Genomic DNA, 22,214 nt, shown 5'->3' on the forward strand with positions numbered 1-22,214 from the left:
GCCCTGCGCCCCTGCCCCGTCTGTCAGATGTTCGTAGGAGCCGCCACCCCTGTCCCCTCGCAGCCGGGCCGCGGGACCGGAGCCTTGGCGGTGAACACGACGCCGTCGGGACGATAGGCGATCTCGACACGGCCCTCGATCTCCTGAGCAAGCGCCCGCTCGATCATGCGAGAGCCGAAGCCCTTGCGGGTCGGAGGTGTGACGGGTGGCCCTCCGATCTCCTGCCAATGGAGGACCATCTGCTCGACCCCGTCTTCCTCGACGAGCGTCCAGGTCAAGACCACGTGTCCCACTTCATTCGAGAGCGCCCCGTACTTGACCGCATTAGTGGCCAGTTCGTGGAGCGCCATGGAGACTGCGAGGGCGGACCGTGGGGGGAGCCGAATCGCCGGCCCGTCCGTTCTGAAACGAGAGGCGTTGCCGGTCTGAAAGGGTGCCACCGCCTTGGCGATGATCTCGCTCAAGGTAGCACCCTCCCAGGCCTCCTGGGTCAGCACATCATGAGCCGCCGCGAGGGAGACGAGGCGTGATTCGAGGGTGTGGCGCGCAGCTTCGAGAGAGGATGCCGAGCGCAGGGTCTGGTTCACGATCGCCTGGATGGTGGCGAGGGTGTTCTTGACCCGGTGGGTCAGCTCGTTGGCGAGGAGAGCGCGATGTTCCTCGGCGCGCTTGCGCTCCGTGATGTCGAGGGTGATGCCCGACATCGTATCGGGTGTCCGGTCGGCATCGTAGAAAGTCTGGCCCCGCGCGTGGATCCAGCGAACCTCCCCGTCGTCGAGCTCGATCCGATATTCGATGTCGTAGTCCGTGCCCTCCGCGACGGCGGTGGAGATGGCGCGCTGGACACGATCACGGTCGGCGGAGGAAACAGACGCCAGGAAGTCGTCGAAGGTGAATGGATCGGTCGGCTCGCGGCCGAAATTGATCTTGCAATCGTCGGACGCATCGAGACGCATCACGGGAACATCGATGCTCCATGGGCCGAGGCGACCCGCCTCCAGGGTGAAACGCAACCGATCCTCGCTGCGCGTCAGTTCTGCTGCCCGCAACGCAACCTGCTCTTCCAACGTATCGCGATCGTGCTCCAGACGAACAAGACGATCTTTCTCCAGAGTCACGTCGAATTGAGAGGCGAAGAAATAGCTGAGTTCGCCCTTCTCATCGAAGACGGGAGAAATGAGGGCCCGGTTCCAGAAGACGCTACCATCCTTGCGATGGTTGATGAGGTCGATTTCGATCGTCTCGCGTTTCTCGATCGCCGCCCGGATCTGCGAAACGGCGTCCCTCTCGGTCGACGGACCCTGGAGGAAGCGGCAGTTCCTCCCTAAAATCTCGGCGCGCTCGTAGCCCGTAAGCTTGAGGAAAGCGTCGTTCACGAAGACGATCGGATTGTCAGGCAGGCGCGGATCCGAGATGACCATTGGCATCCGCGTCGCCCGTACGGCCGCAGCGAAGGGGTCGCTCCCGTCTTGCGCACCGACGATCTCCGCGGCGATCCGAGCCTCATCGTTCGCAAAGGTCACCAAGACTTGCCTCGCCTGCGAGGTGCAGCGGACACCCTCCGCGTACGGTTAGGTTTTACGCTGCCGATGTTGACCTTCGTCACGTCGACTTCCCGCACCTGGCCCTGAATGCCCCCGGGGGTGTTGGGAATAACTCCGGCAAAGGCAGGCTCACGAGTTGGCTGGGCTTGGAGTACCACCAATAGGTTGGCACACGACGCTGATTCCTAGCGCACCGCCGCGGGCATTCCAAACGACGTCAGAGAGCTGAGTTCCCCTAAGGTTGGCCCGCTGCTGCGGCAAATCGCCGAATTTTTACATGAGGTTACGAGATCGTTCGATTCGATTGGTGAAAAACCCGCCCGGCATGTAGCAGACGTTCACCCTCCCGGCCGCGAGATCTAACGTTCAGTCGCAAAGATGCCCGCCGGACCCGGGTCCGGCGGGCATTTATTTAGCCGCTAAACTGGATCGATCAGCAGCCGTCTTGCTGACCCGCGACAGGCTTTCCGTCAGCTTGGCGAGAAACGTCCTGAGCTGACGTCGCGCGATTCGCGCCTACGTTGTTCATGGCGCCTACGGTGCCCGGTGACTCAGCCTTCGCGCCGGGCGTCACGTTCGCCGTCGACCCGGGCTCGACCCTCGAGCTTTTATCCTGAGTTGGGTTGGCTGCGTTCTGTCCAGCAGTCCCGGTGGTGCAGGGAGCGGCCATGGAAGCGGTCGCTGTCATCATTACGACTGCACCTGCGCCGATGAGCGTGATCAACTTGGACATGTTTCCTCCGAAATTTCTTTGGCTGCGGTGGAAACGGCGAAGGTCTGATCTGGTTCCATCAACCCGTCAGCGATCTGTCGATTCACTTTCTCTTCTACAATAAACCTATGTTAACATGAATTCTTGCGGTTGAGTGGATTAAAACCGTCGGAACTTTTCCGAAACTTGGCCGCTATTCCCGTTGTCCTGTCGGGACACATTCATCTGCACGCGTTCACCCGAGGGCTTGTTGCACGATCCTCTCTTCGGTTCGCCTGGGTTGTACACATGCCGACATCCGACTCCGACCGGCGTTCAGCCACGGTAAAGGCGGAGGCGTCCAAGACGTAGCCGAGCCGGGGACGGATGTCCGCTTCCCGCGTCACCTCCGGTTCACAGCCGGATCAACCTCTGTCTTTCCCGCACGATCCCGCACTGTGTTCTTGCGCGTCGTCCCATCGGGCTGCCTTGCCGGGATGGATCGGGAATGCGGATCATCATTCTGGGTGTGCCGTGAAGATCGCCCTCGTTGCCCATCTTAAATACCCCATCGCGCAACCCTTCTCCGGGGGGCTCGAGATGCACACGCATTTTCTCGCCTGTGCCCTTCAGGCGCGTGGACACAGCGTCACGCTGTTCGCGTCGCAGGGTTCACGGGCGACGTGTCAGGTCGAGGCGGTCTGCAGCCCGACGGGGACCGCGATCGACGACGCCTCCGCCCTGCGCATCGATGCCGAAGAGCTTGCCGCCTACGAGCGCATCATGGACAGGATCGCAGCCGGCGGCTTCGACTTCGTCCACAACAACAGCCTTCATCCGTTGCCGCTGTTCCGCGCCGCCGAACTGTCCATCCCGATGGTGACGGCGCTGCATACCCCGCCGTTCGAACCCTTCGTGCAGGGAGTAAGGGCCAGGGCCGACGACATGGTCTTCGCGGCTGTGTCGGAGTCGTTGGCCGAAGAATGGCGTCCGGTCCTCGGCGAAATGCTCGTGATCGGAAACGGTATCGATCTCGACGCCTTCGCATACCGGCCCAGGGCTTCGGGCCAGACCCATGCCATCTGGACAGGGCGAATCGTCCCGGAGAAGGGGCCGCATCTTGCGATCGACGCCGCCCGTGCCGCTGGATTGCCCCTCGTTTTCGCTGGTCCCGTTAGCAACACGACCTACTGGACCGATGAAATCCTGCCGCGGCTCGGGCCGGACGTGACCTATCTCGGTCATCTCTCCCATGACGAACTGGCCCAGCGGGTCGGAGAGGCCCATGTGGCGATCTGCACGCCCCGTTGGGAGGAGCCGTTCGGTCTCGTCGTCGCCGAGGCGATCGCCTGCGGCACCCCGGTCGCGGCGTTCGCCCGCGGCGCCATTCCCGATATCCTCGACGGCTCCTGCGGCGCCCTGGCAGTGGCCGATGATGTGGCCGACCTCGGACGCGCGATCCGCGTCGCCGTGGACCTCGACCGCCATGCCTGCCGGCGCCGTGCCGAGCACCTCTTCGACGCCCACACGATGATCGATCGCTACGAGGCCCTCTACCGGGGAGAGATCGGCCGCGGCGACGCCGTCCTCGGCAAGGCCAAGCGCAATGCCGGGAGGACGCCGGTGGTGGCGTCTCGCGAGGTCTCCTCGAAGATCGAGCTCATGCACGATGCGTGATTTCGATCCTGCTCTGGCGCGTACCGTCGTCTGCGTGCCGGCGCGAAACGAACAGGAGGCGCTTCCGCGCCTTCTCCTGTCCCTTAACCGACAGGATGGCGCGAGCCCTCGCGATCGGCTTCGCGTTCTCGTCCTCGCCAACAACTGCACGGACGACATGGTCGCACGCGTCGGCCTGATGGCGAGCGACGGTCATGTGCCGAACCTCGACATCCGTCTGATCGAGGCGAGCCTAGCTCCCGAGATCGCCCATGTCGGAACGGCTCGCCGCTTGGCACTCGATGCCGGCGCTGCTTGGCTCGACGAAGACCGGATCGCGGGCGGAATCCTCCTCAGCACGGATGCGGATGCCATTGCCCCGGCCGGCTGGGCGAAAGCCAACGTGATCGCCCTCGAAGGGGCCGAGCTCGTTGGTGGCCGGCTTCTCATCGACGAGGACGGGCAGCCCTCGCCTCCGGGCGTCGCCGACCTCCACGGGCGCATCGAGCGATATTGGGCCTCGGTCCGACGGATCGAGGATTCCATCGATCCGCCGCCGCATGATCCCGCGCCCCGTCACGGCGACCACGTGGCGGCGAGCCTCGGCTTGCGCGTCGATCTCTATCGTGCTGTCGGCGGCCTGCCGGCTCTCGCCTGCGGCGAGGACAACGCCCTCGTCTCGAACGTCCGCCGGGTTGGCGGCCGTGTCCGACACTGCCCGAACGTCGCCATCCGGGTTTCGGCGCGGCGTGCCGGCCGGGTCGAGGGCGGCATGGCCACCGAGATGGCGCGCCGCAGCCGCGTCCTGACTGAAGGCGAGGCCTATTGCCTGCCGCCCGCCAGCCATTGGCTCGCCCTGGTCGAGCGGCGTCGTGCCTGGCGCTTGGCATGGCGCAGCGGAACGGCCGCCTTGCTGGCGCTCGGGCTCTCCGTCGAGGATCTCGACGGGATCGAGTTCGAGACCTGCGCCAACGACATCGCTCTCGTCGAGCGCCTCGAAGATCGTTTCGGCGATGCCGGGCTTCCACCGATGACGCCGGTGCCCCTCGATATCGCCCTGAAGGGTCTCGACCGGGTTCTCGCCGGTCTTGAAGCACCGGCCAGGGCCCTCTCCGCGTGAGCACCCGGCCTGTCGGCTACTATGTCCACCACCAGGGCGCTGGCCATTGGCAGCGCGCCAATCTTCTGGCCGACGCTCTGAAACGGCCCGTCACCCTGATCGGCACGTTCGACGGCACCGATACCGGCGCCTCGCGCCATGCCTGCCTCGATCTTCCCGACGACCGCCTCTCCGGCTTCGATGGGCTCGACGGCGAGGCGGGGCGGCCGGATGCCTTCCACTATGTCCCGCTGCGGGTGCCGGCGATCCGGGATCGGATGGCCCGGATCGCCGCCTTCGTGGCGGAGCACGATCCCGTTCTGATGATCGTCGACGTCTCGGTGGAGATTGCTCTGTTCGCGCGGCTCCTGTCAGTGCCGACGCTGGTGGTGCGCCTCGCCGGCACGCGCACCGACACGCCTCATCTCGAAGCCTTCCGTTCGGCCGAACGGTTGATCGCACCCTTCCCTGAAATGCTGGAGAGCGACGGCACCCCCGACTGGGTCCGCGCCAAAACCTTCTACGCCGGATTCCTCGGCCTCGAACCGCAATCGCCTTCCGGGGAGGATGGCTCGATCCTCGTGATTTACGGCCGCGGCGGCGGAGGCGGCGCGCTCACTTCTCTCATCGCTGCGGCCCATGCGGTGCCCGATCGCGACTGGCACGTGCTCGGCCCTGTGCGGGGCGAGGGCGAGGTCCCGATCAACCTTCACCTCCACGGATGGGTCGGGGACATCGCGCCCTACCTCGCCCGCGCCTCCCTCGTGGTCGGGGGCGGCGGCGACGGCGTCGTCGCTGCGGTAGCCGCGGGAGCCAAGCGCTTCCTGTGCCTGCCCGAGGCGCGCCCCTTCGAGGAGCAGACCGCCAAGGCCCGTCGCCTTGAGGCCCTCGGTGCGGCGATCATGCGCGAGACCTGGCCCAAGCCCGAGGCTTGGCCGATTCTCGTCCAAGAAGGACTCGCCCTCAACCCCGCCCGTATCACGAGCCTGGTCGAGCCGGAATCGGTCCGGCGCCTCGCGAATGAAATCGAGGCGCTGGCGGGGCTGCTGGCCGCACCGCGCGGCTGAGGCGGCTCAGAACGGCCGGTCCGTCGGCAGCTTGGCCGCCGCGATCTCCTCCGGCGTCGGCTGGCGCAGCACCTCGATATCCTTTCCACGCTCCGTCGAAAGGCCCATCCTGGCGAAGGCATCGAGCCATCCGTCCATCGGCCAGATGCCATGGCGGGCGTGGAAGCGCCGGGCATTGCGGACGATGTCGGCGAAATGCTGCAGCGGCGGGTCGTAGGCCTGATGGAACTGGTGATAGGCGCCACCGCGGGCGCTGAACAGGATCGGGATGCCGGCAGCGTCGGCCCGGAAGGCAAGGTCGGTATCCTCGGCGCCGTAGCCGTCGAAGCTTTCGTCGAAGCCTCCGAGCCGGTCGAAGGTCGTCGCCCGCACACCGAACGCGAGGGACCAGAACAGTCCGGGATTGTCCGTGCGTGTGAGGCCGTTCTTGGGGAAATGCCGAACGGGATGGGTCAGGCCAGCGCTCCTCAGGCCATCTTCGGTCCAGCCTTCAGTCACGGCGCCAGCCGGAAGGTAGCGCACCTCGCAGCAGATCAATCCGTCGGCGGCGTCGAGGTCGGAATCGAGGCTGGCGACGAGGTCGGCTGAAGGGAGGCAATCAACGTCGAGGAAAATCAGGTTCTCGGTCCGCGCTGCATGGCGCCCGGCATTTCGGGCACGGGCGAGCGGAAGGCCCTCGCTCGCAAGATCGACCCGGCGGACGGGAAAGCCGGGGTCGAGCAGCGGCGCAGGGGCGCTCCCCATCTCCACCACGATACATTCGGCCGGATGCACACCCCGCGACAGGCCTTCGAGCAGGCGCCCGAGATGGTCGTCGCGTCCTTTGTTGAGGGTGATGACGGTGGCGCTCACCGGCTGGTCCCCGATGCCATCGTCACGAAGATCTCGTCGGAGCCGACGAAGCGGTCGATCATCTCGGGAGCCAAACGGAATCCGGTTGGATCGTCGGCGATGAAGCCGCTCGTCTGCGAGCGATGCGCCAGGATCGCGCGGCGCTTGGCCTCGCGATGCGCGCCGACATCGAGCCGGAAGCCCTGTGGCGACTCGCCGACCTCCATGTCCGCCGGCAGCGTCCAGCCCCAGACCGGGTAGGCAAACAGAGAAGCCTCCGGCACCAGCATCTGCGCCAGGGTCGTGATGGCGGCGGAAGCTTGGTGGTCGCAATGGGGGTCGTGGCCCCACGTTACGCAGATGGCGTCGGCGTCGCAGGACCTCGCCGCCCCAGCGATGACTTCGGCCGCCGCTTCCGCGTCAGGTCCCGAACTCGGCACCCCGGCATCGGGCAGGCGCAGGAAGCTCACTGCCCCACGGGAGAGGCCGAGGATCTCGACGGCGTCCTGAGCTTCGGTCTCGCGCAACGCCCGCAGCCGCACGGGCGGATATTCCTTGGAATGGGTATGCGAACCGCAGCCGTCGCTGACGATCACTACCCGGACGTCACGGCCCCGGGCCGCTGCCTCGGCGATGAGGCCGCCGCAGCCGAGACTCTCGTCATCGGCATGGGGAGCGACCACGACGAGGCCACGGCGGCTGATCGCGTCGAGGTCGGCCACGGGCAAAGCGGCGGCGGCGGCGAGGAAGGCTGCGGCCTGCATCGGTCAGAGTCTCTTGGTGTGGCGAAGTGGGATCGGTTCGAGAGTTGCGATAGGCCGAACAGTCTGAACGCGGGTGGAACCGATGCAGATGGCGACTAACGTCCCTTGGCCTTTAGCCAAGCTCTCATCTCGGCGATCTCCCTCTCCTGGTCGTCGATGATCTTCTGAGCCATCGCCTTGGTCTGGGCATCCTTGGCATGCGCGAGCGCCACCCTCGCCATGGCGACTGCGCCGAGATGGTGGGGGATCATGTGGGTGCGGAAATCGACGTCCGGGTCGCCCGTATAGGGCACCGCCATGTCGCGCATCATGGCCGCATCGGCCTCCTTGAACGCCTTGGTCGCGGGAGTGTCGCCGGCTTTCGGCCCGTGGTCGTGCATGCCGCCGTGGCCGTGATGCGTCCCCTGCGCAAGGATGGATGAGGGGGAGCTAAAAGACAGGACGATGGCTGTACCGATCAAGAACGTTGAGGCGATTTTGGCCTTCATTCGCGGCTTCCTTTCCAATCAGAGCACGTATCATTTCCAGCCGACCTCATCGCCCCGTCGGCCATGGTTCCCGGGTTCTTCTCCGCAGCCCCGTATGATGGGTTTGATCGGATCACAGGGCGAACAACCGGTGCGATGCGCCAATAACCTTCAGTGGAAAGAGATACTGGCCGTGGTGCCGTCCGGCTTCGTCAGGCGGATCGCACCCTTGGCATCCTTGGCGACGGGGGCTTCGCTCCGCCCCGTGAGGCGGTTGCCCTCGGCCGGTACGAGAGCGATGCGGGCCGGCTTGCCGGCGATCACGAAGATCGCGCTGCCGCTATAGCCTGTGGCCGGAACCGGCTCGTAGGCGGTGTTGGTGATGTAGACGTCGAGGCGATCGGCCTTCGTCACCAATTCGATATGGTATCCGCTGCCTTCCTCGACCCGGCCGCCATTGGGTCCGGGTTCGTGGGCGTGCTGGGCGAGGGCCGGCGCTGCACCGAAGAGGCTGGAGGCGATGAGCAGTTTTGCGAGAAACATGAGCGCTTTCCTTGTCGGCTGCGAGGCTGTCAGACCGCTTCCGCCGTCTGCGGGGTGAATGAGGTCTTCTCGTCGCGAGCGGCGTGCAGGCGTTCGAGGGGGGCGGCGCCGAACCGCAGGACGAGGAGCGGCGTCAGCACCATGTCGAGGAGGGTGGCGCTCACGAGCCCGCCGAAGATCGTCACGGCGACGGGATGGAGGATCTCCTTGCCGGGCGCCTCCGCATCGATGAGCAGCGGCACCAGAGCAACGCCGGCCGAGAGCGCGGTCATCAGCACTGGAATCAGCCGTTCGAGGCTGCCGCGAATGACGAGATCGCGCCCGAACGGGATCCCCTCCTGAAGCGCCAGGTTGAGGATATGGCTGACCTTCAGGATGCCGTTGCGGGCGACGATACCCGTGAGCGTGATGAAGCCTATCATCGAGGCGACCGAGAGCGGTTGTCCGGCAATCCAGAGCGCGGCGACGCTGCCGATGAGGGCGAGCGGCACGTTGGCCATGATGATCAGCGCCAAGGCTCCGGAGCGATAGCGGCTGTAGAGCAGGGCGAAGACCAGGGCGAGGGACAGGCAGGAGAGGAGCGCGATGGTGCGGCTCGCATCCTCCTGGGCCTGGAAGGTGCCTTCGAGCCTCGCCGTAATGCCGGCGGGCAGCTTCGCCTCGTCGATGGCCGCGCGGATCGCCGCGACGATCGTCGCGGTATCGCTCAGCCCGTCGGTGTTGGCCTGGACGACGATGCGCCGCCTAGCATTCTCGCGGAGGATCTGGTTCGGCCCGTCGGTCTCGCGGATGTCTGCGATCTGCCGGGCCGGGACCCAGCCCGACGGCGTCTCGATGAGGAGGTCGCCGAGCCCGACGGTGGTGCGCTGGCCCTCTGGCAGGCGCAGAACCACATCGAAGCGGCGGTAGCCGTCCACTATGGTCGAGACCACGCGGCCGTTGGATAGGCGGCTCATCTGCTCGACGATGGCGGCCGGCTGGACGCCGTAGAGGGCGGCGCGGGTATAGTCGACCCGGACCTCGAGTTGAGGAATGCGGACCTGCTTCTCCACCTGCAGGTCGGCAAGGCCTGGAATGCCCGCCATCCGTCCACGAAGGTCCTCAGCGACCCGGCGAAGGGTGTTGAGGTCGTCACCGAACACCTTCAGGGCAAGTTCTGCCCTGACGCCTGAGAGCATGTGATCGAGCCGGTGCGAGATTGGCTGGCCGACATTGACCGAGAGCGGCAGCACGGCGAGGCGCTGGCGGATCTCGGCCACGAGGGCGTCCTTGCCCCGGCCGGTGCCCTTCAGCTCCACTTCGAGGTCGGAGGAATGGACCCCCTCGGCATGCTCGTCGAGCTCGGCCCGGCCGGTGCGCCGGCCCACGGCCTTCACCTCGGGGATCTGCATCAAGAGCCCTTCGGCGATGGCGCCGACGCGGCTGCTCTCCGCAAGCGAGATGCCGGGATTGAAGGTGGCGGTGACGGTGAAGGAACCCTCGTTGAAGGGCGGCAGGAAGGCGCGCGGCAGGCCCGTCGCCGCGACCCCGGCCCCGATCACCGCCAGCCCGACGCCGATGACGACGAGGCGCTGGTGGCGCAAAGCGACGGCGAGGAGTGAGGCATTCCCCGTCTTGAGATGCCGGATCAGACCGCTCTCGTGCTGGTCGAGGCTCTTCAGTCCCGGCAGCAGCCAATAGGCCAGCACCGGCGTCAGGGTGACGGAGACGACGAGGCTTGCGAGGATGGCGACGATGTAGGCCTGGCCGAGCGGCGCGAACAGCCGGCTCTCGATCCCCGACAGGGCAAAGAGCGGCACGAAGACGAGGACGATGATCATCGTCGCGTAGACGATCCCGGAGCGGACTTCGTTCGAGGCCGAGACGACGACGTCGAAGGTCGAGCGCGGCGAGCCCGCGGCCCGGTTCTCGCTGAGCCGCCGCACGATGTTCTCGACATCGACCACGGCGTCATCGACGAGTTCGCCGATGGCGATGGCGAGGCCGCCGAGCGTCATCGTGTTGATCGACAGGCCGGCGAAGTGGAACACCACCGCGGTGGCCAGGATGGATACGGGGATCGCGGTGAGCGAGATCGCCGTGGTGCGGATGTTGAGGAGAAAGGCGAACAGCACGATCGCCACCACGACGATCGCTTCGACGAGCACGGTCTTCACGTTGGCGATGGAGCGCTCGATGAAGTCCGCCTGCCGGAACAGGATCTGATCCGCCCTGATGCCCGGCAGGGTCGCGGTGACCTCCTTCAGGGCCTGCTCGATCTCCCGGGTGAGCCGCACCGTGTCGATATCGGGCTGCTTCTCCACGGAGACGACGACGGCGGGCTTGCCTCCGTAGCCGCCGTCGCCGCGCTTCACCTTGGCGGAGAAGCCGACCTCGGCGACCTGCCGCAAGGTCACCGGCGCTCCGGCCACGGTGGCGACGACGATGCCGCGCAGATCGTCGAGGCTCATGGTCCGGCCGATGTTCCGGATCAGGTACTCGCGGGCGTACTGGTCGGTGAAGCCGCCGCCAGCATTGGTGCCGAACTGCGCGAGCGCCGCCTCTACCTGCGCGAGGGTGACCCCGAGCGCCCGCATGGCGGCAAGGTTCGGCGCGACCCGGAACTGCCGCACCTCGCCGCCGATCGGGATCACCTGGGCCACGCCCGGAATGGTGAGAAGACGCGGCCGGAGGGTGAAGTCGGCGGCCTCGCGGACCGCCATCGGCGTCGCCGTGTCCGAGGTCATTGCCACGAGCAGGATCTGGCCCATGATCGAGGAGACCGGCCCCATCTGCGGCGAGGCGCCGAGCGGAAGCTGGTCCTTCACGAGGCTGAGGCGCTCGGCGACCTGCTGGCGGTTGCGATAGATGTCCGTATCCCAGGCGAATTCGACATAGATCACCGACAATCCGACGCCCGAGACCGAGCGCACCCGGGTGACGCCGGGCAGGCCGTTCATCCGGGTCTCGATCGGGTAGGTGACGAGCTGCTCGACCTCCGGCGGCGCCAGCCCCTCGGCTTCCGTCATGATGGTGACGGTGGGGCGGTTGAGGTCGGGAAAGACATCGACCGGCAGGCGGGTCACGGTAAAGCCGCCGTAGAGAACCAGGACGGCCGCGATAGCGAGGACTAGGAGACGGTTGCGCAGGGATTGCGAGACGAGGAGCGCGAACATGGCTCAGCGCACCTGGTCGAGGAGTTCGGAGCCCTGAACGACGATTCGTTTTCCCGGTCCGATGCCCTCGGCGATGAGGATGCGCGATCCATCGAGGGGCTCTATCCGGACGGGCCGCGCGACGAATCGCTCGGCCGAGACATGCTCGTAGACCACGTCCTGCCCGTTGGCGCTGCGCACCACAGCAGAGCGCGGCAAAGCGAGGCCATCGCGGGCCGTATCGGTGGCGGCCAGCACGGTGACGAACTGGCCGACCCTGACCTCGGCGGTCTCGCCCGAGACAGCGAACTGCACCGGCACCGCCTGGTTGCGGTCGATGAGGCCGGAGCCCTGATAGGCGAGGGCGAGGCTGCGCCCGTCCGCGAGGCGGGCGCTCGCATCCTGCGCCGCCGTCAGGGTGTCGAAGCTCAGGGCCTCGACCCAGAGGCGTTTTGGATCGACGACCTGGAACAGGATGGTGCCCGGCGCGGCCATCTGGCCGGCGACCGCGCCCGCCTGGGCGATGATGCCGTCCACTGGTGCCACCAGCGCTTCCGGCTCACGGCGCGTCAGGTCGAGGGAGGCGCGTCGCTCCTGCAGGCCCTTGAGTTCGGCGACAGCATCGTCGAGCTGCGTCTGAGCGACCGCGCCCGTGGTGGCGAGCTTGGTGAACCGCTCGACCCTACGCGCGACGATGGCGAGCTGCTGGTCGATCTGCCCTTGGGTCTGGCGCATGTCCGACATGTCCACCGCCTGGATCGGCGGCGTCACAGTCGCGAGGACGTCGCCCTTGCGAACGGGTGTCCCGAGACGCGGGAAGATTCCCGATGCCGGCGGCCCGAGGCGCCCGCCGACCGAGCTCTGGACGATGCCGCTGGCATTCGGATCTGGGATGACCCGCCCCGGCAGTTCGAGGGTGCGGCGGTGACTGGCCTGCTCCGTCAGGGAGGTACGCAGAACGAGGAGGTGCTGCGTCGGTTTCGGCACGAAGACGGCGCCATCCGGTAGGCGTTGGGCGAGATCGCCTGACGCGCCGCGCGGCGGGGATAGGGCTGCGCCCTGGATCGGCTTCTCGTCGCCGGCATGATCGCCATGGGCGAAGGCCGACGAACCGGCCATGATCATCACGGCGAGAGCCAACACGGCCGCTGCGGCCACACCGCTTCGGCGCCCGAGCCGCATCGCGACGAGGCCGAGGAGGAAGCCGCCGGACGCGGCGACGATGATGGGGTCGAGCCTGGAGAGGCGCGCGCCGAAGTCTGACGCGATGGCCTGGAAGGTCGCGACGCGATCGGTTGCCGCCACCGGAGAGGCCGTCGGCGCCGGCACGTCGATGTCGAGACTGAGGATGTCCGCTTCGGCTCCGTCCGTGATCGAGACGACCAGGTCGTGATGCCCGCCCTTCGCGAGCCAGGGCGCGGCGACATGGTAGCTGCCGTCCCCGGCCGGCGTAGCGGTAACCGGTCCGTCGACCGTTTCCACGACGAGGCTCGCCGCACGCACCGGCTCGTTTGTGCGGAAGCGATCGATATGGAGGATCAGGCGGCTGCCGTCCGCGACGGCGACGAGCTCGAAATGCTCGGATGCAGCCTCGCCGCGCGGGGCGAGCGACGTCGAGACAGGCGGTGGTTTCTCTCCGTGATCATGCCCCTCATGAGCGCGGGCGGGCAGCGCCAAAGCGGCCGTAACCAGAGCCGCCGCGACAGCGACGGAAAATCGGATCGACATGATAAGGAACCATCCCTGCGCCAACGAAGGACTGGAAGCTCACCCTTCTTCGTGGATGCCTTCCGTCTCGCGCGCATCGCAAGCGATGCGCGGTCGTTACGCGTGGGATCTCGGCGGTTCGGCCAGCGCCTCGGGTCCGATCCCCGATGGCGTCGGTGAGGTCGCGGCGATCAACACGACAGCATGGCCGATGCGCAGAGGAAGGCCACCCGAAAATGCCAGGATGACCGCCGTACCGCAGCAGCCTATCACGCTGCAACCGGTACAGGCGAGGCATCGTGGGGAACAAGCTTCGGTCGTTTCGGGCGCCATGACGGCAGCAGCGGGTCGCACCGATGACATCGCCGATGTCGTCGCCACCTCAGTCGATCCGGACGGTTTCAGGTCATGGACTTGGTGCGAGTGGTGGCTGCCATGGCCCTTGGCGCCATGTCCCTCGTGGGCGCTGGCGACAGACGGCATCATGTAGGCGGCGATCATGACGATCGCTGCCAGCAGCAGGCGCAAGATGTGCCGCTCGGTAGCCATGCCGTTTCGATACACGATGTTCGCCGCACCCGGAAGTGGGATCGGTATGGCCCCCAAGACAACCTCACGGGCGGGTTAACGACGATCCCTATCGGCAACCCGACTCATGATACCCGGGAACGTATCAGACGATGCCCGTCTTCTCGAAGGGCCAGGGAAGGCCCAGTTCCGCAGCGACCTTTGCGGGTTCCGGGCCGACCGCTTCTACGGCGGCTTCCAGGCGCTCGACCGGCACCTCGAACCGTCGTGCCCAATAGGCCCTCGTCCACGGCTCGGAAATGTTTACCGTGGTGGGATCGCCGCCCGCTTCGCTGGAGGAAGGCTCGTCACTCATCGCGGCCCCGTGCAGAACTGGAAAAGGAAAGGGACCGGGCAAACGCCCGACCCCCTTCGTCTCGCTTGACCCTCAGCGATTGGTGCCGGCCGGTCCACCTGCGGTTCCACCGGTGCCGGGCGCCATGCCGGTTCCGGCAGGTCCGGCACCGGGCGGCACCATGGCCGGGTTGGCGGTCGTGGAACCTGTTGTCGCGCCCGGCATCGTCGCCGATCCGGTGCTGCGCTCCATTGCCTTCTCGCTGTTGCTCTTGATGCTTCCGGGATTGTTCACGTTACCCTCGGCGCTGCCGCCGCCCGCGGGAGTTTGGGCCAGAGCCGCGCCGGTCAGGGCCAAAGCAAAGCAGGCTGCGAGGGCGAGTGTCCTGGTCGTCATGGGTTTCCTCCGGGATTTTCGTTTCGCTACCGGTCTCAACGGCCTCCGACTTACTTATGTTCAACCCGACGACGCTCATCGTACCCGCCGGAACGGCCGAAAATTGCGAAACCGATGGCAGTTGCTTCGTCTGAGCACCCGGCGAGGAAGGCGATGGACAAGGTGGCGCTATGAAGCGTGATGAGGGGCTTTTCGCCGAGATCGCTGCTTCGGTCGCCCAAGGGTTCGACGGACAGATTGCTCATACCCAGGCGCTCGTTAGGTTCGCCTCTACCAGGGGCGCAGAGCACGACGTGCAGGATTTCGTCGCTGAGACCCTGGCGGAGCGAGGCTATGCAGTGGAGCGGTTCGCCATCGATGCCGCCGCGATCGCGGCACATCCCGGCGGCGGCGCGATCACTCCGGATCATTCCGACGCGCCCATTGTCGTGGGGCTGCATCGGCCTCAAAGCCACGCTGGGCGGTCGCTGATCCTGCAAGGGCACGTCGACGTGGTGCCGCCGGGGCCGGCGGACCTCTGGACCCGTCCGCCCTTCGAGCCTGTGATCGACGGCGATTGGCTCTATGGGCGCGGCGCCGCCGACATGAAGGCCGGCCATGCTGCCAATCTCTTCGCCCTCGACGCCTTAAGACGGCTCGGCCTGCAGCCTGCTGCCCCAGTGACCATCCAATCGGTGATCGAGGAAGAATCCACCGGCAACGGCGCCCTGATGGCTCATCTCGCGGGCTACAGCGCCGACGCCGTGCTGATCCCCGAGCCGATGGACGAGCGGCTGGTCCGGGCCAATACCGGCGTGCTCTGGTTCACGGTGGAGGTTCGGGGGCGGCCGGTCCATGTCCGTGCCATGGGGGACGGGGCCAACGCGATCGATGCGGTCTACCGCGTCGTCTCAGCCCTGCGCGCGCTGGAGACCGCCTGGAACGAACGCCGTAGGGCCCATTCGCATTTTGCGGGTCTCGCTCACCCGATCAACCTCAATGTCGGCCGGATCGAGGGTGGGGACTGGACCTCGTCGGTGCCGGCCTGGTGCCGGGCCGCCTGCCGCCTCGCGATCTATCCGGGCGTGGCTGCGGCGGAGGCCGCCCGCGAGGTCGAAGCCTGCATCGACGCCTTCGCGCGCTCGGACCCATTCCTGTCTCACTCACCGCCCCAGGTGACCTTCGACGGGTTCTTCTCCGAGGGCTACGTCCTCGAACAAGGATCGACGGCAGAGGCGGCCCTCGCCGAGGCACACAGAACCGCGATGGGCGAGGCGCTGCAGGATGTGACCATGCCCTGCTACCTCGATGCCAGGGTGCATGCCCTATACGACCGCGTGCCGGCCCTGTGCTACGGGCCGATCGCCGAGAACATCCACGGCTTCGACGAGCGCGTCAGCCTGTCCTCGCTCCAGCGCGTGACCACCGCCATGGCGTTGTTCGTCGCCGATTGGTGCGGCACCGAGGCGGTGCCGACGCGGTGACCATGAGTCAGGCCTGGCGCATCTCCGGCGTGTTGAAGCGGACCGCCATGAGGGTGCAGGCAGCGCCCGAGAGCAGGTAGACGCCGACGCAGGCGAGGCCGAACTTGCTCGACAGGCTCAGCGCCACGAGGGGCGCGAAGCCTGCTCCGATCAACCATGCGAGGTCGGAGGTCAGCGCCGCACCGGTATAGCGATAGCGCTGCGCGAAGTTCGAGGTCGCCGCCCCGGTGCTCTGACCGTAGGACAGGCCGAGCAGGGCGAAGCCGACGATGACGTAGATGGTCTGTCCGATCGCGGATTCGTCGAACAGGATCGGAGCCACGATGCTCGCCAGGGCGAACAACGCGACGAGGCCGGCGGCGACTTCCAGCAGGCGACGGCGTCCAATCTGGTCGGCGATCAGCCCGGAGGCGATGATCGCGCCGAGGCAGACCATCGCGCCGACGAACTGGACCATCAGGAACTCGCCCGCGGAGCGCTGGGTGTAGAGCACGATCCAGCTGATCGGAAACACCGTGACGAGGTGGAACAACGCAAAGCTCGCCAGCGGCACGAAGGCGCCGATGAGGATGACCCGCCCGTTGACGCCGACCACCTCGGCGATCGGAGCCGGCCGCAGCTCGCTCTGGTCGAGGAGCATGGTGAAATCCTCGGTGGCGATGAGGCGAAGCCGCGCGAACAGGGCGACGACGTTCACCGCGAATGCGACGTAGAACGGGTAGCGCCAGCCCCAATCGACGAAGTCGTCCGTCGAGAGGTTCATGAGGAAGAACGCGAACAGGAGGCTCGCCAGCATGAACCCGAGCGGTGCCCCGGTCTGCGGGATCATCGCGTACCAGCCGCGATGCTCCTTGGGCGCATTGAGCGCCAGCAGGGAGGCGAGCCCGTCCCAGGCGCCGCCGAGCGCCAGACCCTGGCCGATCCGGAAGGCGGCGAGGAGGAGGATCGAAGCAATGCCGATCGTCTCGTAGCTCGGAAGGAAGCTCACCGCCGCCGTCGAACCGCCGAGCAGGAACAGCGCGATGGTCAGCTTGACAAAGCGGCCGTGGCGGCGGCCGATCTCCATGAACAGGATCGTGCCGAGAGGACGGGCGACGAAGGCGAGCGCGAAGATGGCGAAGGAGGCAAGCGTTGCCTGGAGCGGTTCGAGGAAGGGGAAGAACACCTTCGGAAACACCAGAACCGAGCCGATGCCGAAGACGAAGAAGTCGAAATATTCCGACATCCGGCCGATCACCACGCCGATGGCGATCTCGCTCGGCGCGACCTTGTGCTCGCTCATCGCGAGATGCGCGTCGCGCTCGAGGGCGCGGGAGTTGGGGAGCGCCTGATCTGAACTCATCGGAAAGACGCGTCGCTCCATGCTGATCCGTGATGGGCACCCGCCTCGCACCCCATGGTGGTGAGATATGATCAACCCGGGCCTGGCGTCAAAGCGCAGGCCGATGCGGCGGGGTGAAGCGTGGAGGTCGACCGGGTACGGGAAATCTTTTCCGACGGATGGCCGCTCCGGCATCGGCTGCACGGTTGGGATGTAACCGGACCAGTTGACGCGGCGCCTTCCCCGCAGGAGTAAAGCGACGTCGCGCGGGCATTCCGGAGCGTCGTGACCGGCTGCGACACGCGGTCCGAAAACGGCGCAAAAGGTTGTTGCAGCGCGGGAGAACGCCATCTGCATCGGTAGGCCCGCAAGGGCGAGAAGCCGATCCCGCCCTCGCTCGGATGCCGGCCTTGTCTTCGATGATGATTCCAGATCGGATGCCGTCCCGCCTCTCCCGCGCGATCATTTTGGCACCGCTCGCGGTTGTGTTCGGCGGTCTGCTTTCAGGCTGCAACGTGGTGTCGATGAACCCGTCAGGCGACGTCGCGGTGCAGCAGCGCGACCTCATTCTCGCCTCGACGGGGTTGATGCTCCTCATCATCGTCCCGGTGATCGCGCTGACGCTGCTCTTCGCCTGGCGCTACCGTCATACGAATACCGAGGCGACCTACGATCCCGACTGGCACCACTCGACGCAGCTCGAGGTCGTGATCTGGGCGGCGCCGCTCGCCATCGTGATCGCCCTCGGCGCGCTGACCTGGATCAGCACCCACCTCCTCGATCCGTACAGGCCACTCGGTAGGCTCGACCGCAACCGGCCGATCCCCGCCGACGTGAAGCCGATCACCGTCGAGGTCGTCGCCCTCGATTGGAAGTGGCTGTTCTTCTACCCCGACCAGGGCATCGCCACCGTGAACGAACTCGCCGCGCCCGTGGACGTGCCGATCAATTTCAAGCTCACTTCGGCGAGCGTCATGAACACGTTCTTCATCCCGGCGCTGGCCGGCCAGATCTACACCATGGCCGGCATGGAGACGAAGCTTCACGCCGTGATCAACAAGCCGGGCGTCTTCAACGGCTTCTCGGGAAACTACAGCGGCTCGGGCTTCTCGAAGATGAACTTCAAGTTCCACGGGCTGGCCGACAGGAGCGAATTCGACAGGTGGGTCGGCAAGATCAAGTCCGAAGGCAAGCCCCTTGGCCGCGAGGAGTACATCGCCCTCGAGAAGCCGAGCGAAGCTGAGCCGGTGCGCTACTTCGGCACCGTCGATCCCGGTCTGTACAAGGCGATCCTCAATATGTGCGCCTACCCGGGCAAGATGTGCATGAGCGAGATGATGAACATCGACGCCAGGGGAGGTGCTGGCAAGAATAGCCAGGCGAACCGGACACGACTCGAATACGACAACCGTCATGGCCAGCAGGGCGACGAGGCGCCGGGTGCGACCTTCCCGGCTTCGGGGCGCGAATCAAGGAGCGACGAGAAACCGGAGGGCGTGAAGTCCGGCGGCTCGCGCGAGGAGCCGAGCAAGGCCGATCCGCACAAGGGACACGGACATCACGACCATGGCGGGTCAGCACCCGCTCAATTGAACAACTGACCCGACGAGAAAGAACTGGCCCAGCGCATGTTCTCCAATCCCGACCTTCAGAAGCTCGTCTTCGGGCGCCTGACCTGGGACGCCATCCCCCTGCATGACCCGATCCTGATCGTGACCTTCATCGGCGTCGTACTCGGCGGCACGGCGCTCCTCGGCGCGATCACGTATTTTCGATTCTGGGGCGTGCTCTGGCGCGAGTGGTTCACGAGCGTCGATCACAAGAAGATCGGCATCATGTACATCATCCTCGCCCTGGTGATGCTGCTGCGCGGCTTCTCCGACGCGCTCCTGATGCGCAGCCAGCAGGCCATCGCGTTCGGGGCCAACGAAGGCTACCTCCCGCCGCACCATTATGACCAGATCTTCACGGCGCACGGCGTGATCATGATCTTCTTCGTGGCGATGCCGCTCGTCACGGGACTGATGAACTACGTCGTCCCGCTGCAGATCGGCGCGCGCGACGTCGCCTTCCCGTTCCTCAACAATTTCAGCTTCTGGATGACGGTCAGCGGCGCGGCGACCGTCATGGTGTCGCTGTTCGTCGGCGAGTTCGCCCGCACCGGCTGGCTCGCCATGCCGCCGCTCTCGGGCGCGGAATACAGTCCCGGCGTCGGGGTCGACTATTACATCTGGGCGTTGCAGATTGCCGGCATCGGGACATTGCTGTCGGGCATCAACCTGATCGCGACCATCATCAAGATGCGCGCGCCGGGCATGACCATGATGAAGATGCCGATCTTCGTGTGGTCGGCGCTCTGCACCAACGTGCTGATCGTCGCCGCCTTCCCGATCCTCACGGCCGTCCTCGCGCTCCTGTCGATGGACCGCTACGTCGGCACCCACTTCTTCACGAACGATCTCGGCGGCAACCCGATGATGTACGTGAACCTGATCTGGATCTGGGGCCATCCCGAAGTCTACATCCTGATCCTTCCGGCCTTCGGAGTCTTCTCCGAGATCGTCTCGACCTATTCGTCGAAGCGCCTCTTCGGCTACGCCTCGATGGTCTACGCCCTCGTGGTCATCACCATCCTCGCCTACCTCGTGTGGCTGCACCACTTCTTCACGATGGGCTCGGGCGCGTCGGTAAACTCGTTCTTCGGGATCACCACGATGATCATCTCGATCCCGACGGGCGCCAAGATCTTCAACTGGCTGTTCACGATGTATCGCGGCCGCATCCGGTTCGAGGTGCCGATGCTGTGGACGCTCGGCTTCATGGTGACCTTCGTCATCGGCGGCATGACCGGCGTGCTTCTCGCGGTGCCGCCGGCCGACTTCGTGCTCCACAACAGCCTGTTCCTGGTCGCCCACTTCCACAACGTCATCATCGGCGGCGTGCTCTTCGGGATGTTTGCCGGCATCACCTACTGGTACCCCAAGGCTTTCGGATACAAGCTCGATCCGTTCTGGGGGAAGGTGTCGTTCTGGTTCTGGCTCAGCGGCTTCTACGTCGCCTTCATGCCGCTCTACCTGCTCGGCCTGATGGGCGTGACGCGCCGGCTCAACCGGATCGAGGATCCCTCGCTGCAGGTCTGGTTCGTCATCGCGGGCCTTGGCGCGGTGCTGATCCTGTTCGGTATCCTGTCCTTCATGATGACGCTGTTCGTCAGCTACCGCCGCCGTGAGGAGCTGCGGGACGTCAGCGGCGATCCATGGCACGGGCGGACCCTCGAATGGTCGACCTCCTCGCCGCCGCCCGACTACAACTTCGCCTTCACGCCGGTGATCCATGACTACGACGCGTGGTGGGACATGAAGCGACGCGGATACGAGCGCCCGCGTGAGGGCTACAGGTCGATCCACATGCCCAAGAACACCGGCACGGGCGTGATCCTCGGCGCCCTGAGCACGGTCTTCTCCTTCGCGGTCATCTGGTACATGTGGCCGCTGGCGGCACTCGCCATCACGGGAATCGTGGTCGTAGCGATCGTTCACACCTTCAACTACAACCGCGACACCACCATTCCGGCCGAGACGGTGGTGAGCGTCGAGGCGCAGCACACCCGCATGCTCGCCGCGGCACAGGCGTGAGCAACATGGCAACTCAAGCCGACGCCACCGCCGATCGCGAAGAAGCTCTTCGGTTCTACGAGACCGAGGATCATCCTCATGCGCCGGCGACCCTGATCGGGTTCTGGCTCTACCTGATGAGCGACTGCCTCATCTTCGCGGTTCTGTTCGCCACGCATGCGGTGGTCGGGCGAAACTACGCCGCTGGGCCGTCGCCGGCGGATCTCTTCGACCTCAAGCTCGTCGCGCTCAACACCGCGATGCTCCTGTTCTCCTCGATCACCTATGGCTTTGCCATGCTGGAGATGGCGAAGGAGAGACGCGGCGCGACCCTGCTCTGGCTCGCCGTCACGGGTCTCTTCGGCATCGCCTTCGTGGCGCTCGAACTCTACGAGTTCAGCCATCTGATCCATGAGGGCGCGACGCCCCAGCGCAGCGCCTTCCTGTCGTCCTTCTTCGTGCTCGTCGGGACCCACGGGCTGCACGTCTCCGTCGGCATCGTCTGGCTCGCGGTCCTGATGGTTCAGGTCGCCCAGCGTGGCCTCCAGGAGGACAACAAGCGCCGGCTGATGTGTCTGTCGATGTTCTGGCACTTCCTCGACGTGATCTGGATCGGCGTGTTCAGCTTCGTCTACCTGATGGGGACCTTGCGATGAGTTCGACCACCTCCGCGCAGTCCGTCGAGGCCCACGGAAAGGACTCGGTCGAGGACGAGCCTCACGGCACCTTCAAGGGCTACGTCACCGGCTTCGTTCTCGCCGCCATCCTCACCGCAATCCCGTTCTGGCTGGTGATGGGAGACGTCCTCGGCGATTCCCGCGTGACCGGCATCGTGGTCATGGCTTTCGCCATGGTGCAGGTCGTGGTGCACATGATCTACTTTCTGCACATGAACACTCGCGCCGAGGGCGGCTGGACGGTGCTGGCGCTGATCTTCACCTCGACCGTCGTGATCATCACCCTGGTCGGCTCGCTCTGGGTCATGCACCACCTCAACGTGAATATGATGCCGATGTCGGTTGAGGATATGAAGAAGCACATGCACTGAGGCATCT

General features: G+C 65.9%; 19 protein-coding genes. 8 read left to right on the forward strand and 11 right to left on the reverse strand.

The genetic code is table 11. The features are described 5' to 3' along the window. Positions 1 to 23 precede the first annotated feature (23 nt). Positions 24 to 1,523, reverse strand: coding sequence for an HWE histidine kinase domain-containing protein (locus tag K2Y56_RS00445; protein ID WP_292503731.1), 1,500 nt, complete (start codon positions 1,521 to 1,523; stop codon positions 24 to 26). Between the two features lie 1,246 nt (positions 1,524 to 2,769). Between K2Y56_RS00445 and K2Y56_RS00450 the strand changes: the two genes are divergently transcribed. Genes K2Y56_RS00450 through K2Y56_RS00460 form a run of 3 tightly spaced genes read left to right on the forward strand, consistent with a single transcriptional unit; the run spans position 2,770 to position 6,057 of the window. Next, positions 2,770 to 3,912, forward strand: coding sequence for a glycosyltransferase family 4 protein (locus tag K2Y56_RS00450; protein WP_292503659.1), 1,143 nt, complete (start codon positions 2,770 to 2,772; stop codon positions 3,910 to 3,912). Then, positions 3,905 to 5,011, forward strand: a complete 1,107-nt coding sequence (locus tag K2Y56_RS00455; RefSeq protein WP_292503661.1) for a glycosyltransferase family 2 protein — start codon at positions 3,905 to 3,907, stop codon at positions 5,009 to 5,011. Before K2Y56_RS00450 ends, K2Y56_RS00455 begins: the two co-directional genes overlap by 8 nt. Next, on the forward strand, positions 5,008 to 6,057 hold the full coding sequence (locus K2Y56_RS00460) for a glycosyltransferase (RefSeq protein WP_292503663.1): 1,050 nt from the start codon (positions 5,008 to 5,010) through the stop codon (positions 6,055 to 6,057). The genes K2Y56_RS00455 and K2Y56_RS00460 overlap by 4 nt, the downstream gene beginning before the upstream one ends. Positions 6,058 to 6,063: 6 nt before the next feature. On the opposite strand, the gene K2Y56_RS00465 is transcribed toward K2Y56_RS00460, so the two are convergent. The 9 genes from K2Y56_RS00465 to K2Y56_RS00505 form a co-directional block, all read right to left on the reverse strand. Next, complete coding sequence (locus tag K2Y56_RS00465; protein WP_292503664.1) at positions 6,064 to 6,909, reverse strand: galactosyltransferase-related protein; 846 nt, start codon at positions 6,907 to 6,909, stop codon at positions 6,064 to 6,066. Beyond that, complete coding sequence (locus K2Y56_RS00470; protein WP_292503667.1) at positions 6,906 to 7,652, reverse strand: PIG-L deacetylase family protein; 747 nt, start codon at positions 7,650 to 7,652, stop codon at positions 6,906 to 6,908. The genes K2Y56_RS00465 and K2Y56_RS00470 overlap by 4 nt, the downstream gene beginning before the upstream one ends. A 95-nt stretch (positions 7,653 to 7,747) precedes the next feature. After that, positions 7,748 to 8,140 carry a DUF305 domain-containing protein gene (locus K2Y56_RS00475; RefSeq protein WP_292503668.1) on the reverse strand — a complete coding sequence of 131 codons (393 nt, stop codon included), beginning with the start codon at positions 8,138 to 8,140 and terminating at the stop codon, positions 7,748 to 7,750. A gap of 150 nt (positions 8,141 to 8,290) precedes the next feature. Then, positions 8,291 to 8,662, reverse strand: coding sequence for a hypothetical protein (locus K2Y56_RS00480; protein WP_292503670.1), 372 nt, complete (start codon positions 8,660 to 8,662; stop codon positions 8,291 to 8,293). Positions 8,663 to 8,691: 29 nt separating this feature from the next. Then, on the reverse strand, positions 8,692 to 11,817 hold the full coding sequence (locus K2Y56_RS00485; protein ID WP_292503672.1) for an efflux RND transporter permease subunit: 3,126 nt from the start codon (positions 11,815 to 11,817) through the stop codon (positions 8,692 to 8,694). Positions 11,818 to 11,820: 3 nt separating this feature from the next. Beyond that, positions 11,821 to 13,524, reverse strand: coding sequence for an HlyD family efflux transporter periplasmic adaptor subunit (locus K2Y56_RS00490; RefSeq protein ID WP_292503675.1), 1,704 nt, complete (start codon positions 13,522 to 13,524; stop codon positions 11,821 to 11,823). 96 nt (positions 13,525 to 13,620) lie between these two features. After that, complete coding sequence (locus K2Y56_RS00495; protein WP_292503676.1) at positions 13,621 to 14,052, reverse strand: hypothetical protein; 432 nt, start codon at positions 14,050 to 14,052, stop codon at positions 13,621 to 13,623. Between the two features lie 124 nt (positions 14,053 to 14,176). After that, positions 14,177 to 14,386: a DUF3606 domain-containing protein gene (locus K2Y56_RS00500; protein WP_292503678.1), complete on the reverse strand. Its 210-nt coding sequence runs from the start codon at positions 14,384 to 14,386 to the stop codon at positions 14,177 to 14,179. Positions 14,387 to 14,458: 72 nt separating this feature from the next. Continuing rightward, positions 14,459 to 14,761 (reverse strand): hypothetical protein, encoded by a 303-nt coding sequence (locus tag K2Y56_RS00505; protein WP_292503680.1) that lies wholly within the window; start codon positions 14,759 to 14,761, stop codon positions 14,459 to 14,461. 170 nt (positions 14,762 to 14,931) lie between these two features. Between K2Y56_RS00505 and K2Y56_RS00510 the strand changes: the two genes are divergently transcribed. Beyond that, complete coding sequence (locus K2Y56_RS00510) at positions 14,932 to 16,224, forward strand: ArgE/DapE family deacylase (RefSeq protein WP_292503682.1); 1,293 nt, start codon at positions 14,932 to 14,934, stop codon at positions 16,222 to 16,224. A gap of 7 nt (positions 16,225 to 16,231) precedes the next feature. Here K2Y56_RS00510 and K2Y56_RS00515 read toward each other — a convergent pair whose 3' ends face one another. Beyond that, positions 16,232 to 17,566 carry an MFS transporter gene (locus K2Y56_RS00515; RefSeq protein WP_292503684.1) on the reverse strand — a complete coding sequence of 445 codons (1,335 nt, stop codon included), beginning with the start codon at positions 17,564 to 17,566 and terminating at the stop codon, positions 16,232 to 16,234. 416 nt (positions 17,567 to 17,982) lie between these two features. Here K2Y56_RS00515 and cyoA point away from each other — a divergent pair, with 416 nt between their 5' ends. The 4 genes from cyoA to cyoD are packed head-to-tail and all read left to right on the forward strand — an operon-like array spanning position 17,983 to position 22,207. Next, entirely contained in the window at positions 17,983 to 19,146 is a 1,164-nt protein-coding gene (cyoA, locus tag K2Y56_RS00520; RefSeq protein ID WP_292503685.1) for a ubiquinol oxidase subunit II, read from the forward strand. A gap of 27 nt (positions 19,147 to 19,173) precedes the next feature. After that, positions 19,174 to 21,180 carry a cytochrome o ubiquinol oxidase subunit I gene (cyoB, locus tag K2Y56_RS00525; RefSeq protein WP_292503686.1) on the forward strand — a complete coding sequence of 669 codons (2,007 nt, stop codon included), beginning with the start codon at positions 19,174 to 19,176 and terminating at the stop codon, positions 21,178 to 21,180. A 5-nt stretch (positions 21,181 to 21,185) separates the two neighbouring features. Continuing rightward, on the forward strand, positions 21,186 to 21,815 hold the full coding sequence (gene cyoC, locus K2Y56_RS00530; protein ID WP_292503687.1) for a cytochrome o ubiquinol oxidase subunit III: 630 nt from the start codon (positions 21,186 to 21,188) through the stop codon (positions 21,813 to 21,815). Then, on the forward strand, positions 21,812 to 22,207 hold the full coding sequence (gene cyoD, locus K2Y56_RS00535; protein ID WP_292503688.1) for a cytochrome o ubiquinol oxidase subunit IV: 396 nt from the start codon (positions 21,812 to 21,814) through the stop codon (positions 22,205 to 22,207). The genes cyoC and cyoD overlap by 4 nt, the downstream gene beginning before the upstream one ends. The last annotated feature ends 7 nt before the right edge of the window (positions 22,208 to 22,214 follow it).

This window comes from Methylobacterium sp., from assembly GCF_019745455.1.
Taxonomy (GTDB): Bacteria; Pseudomonadota; Alphaproteobacteria; order Rhizobiales; family Beijerinckiaceae; genus Methylobacterium.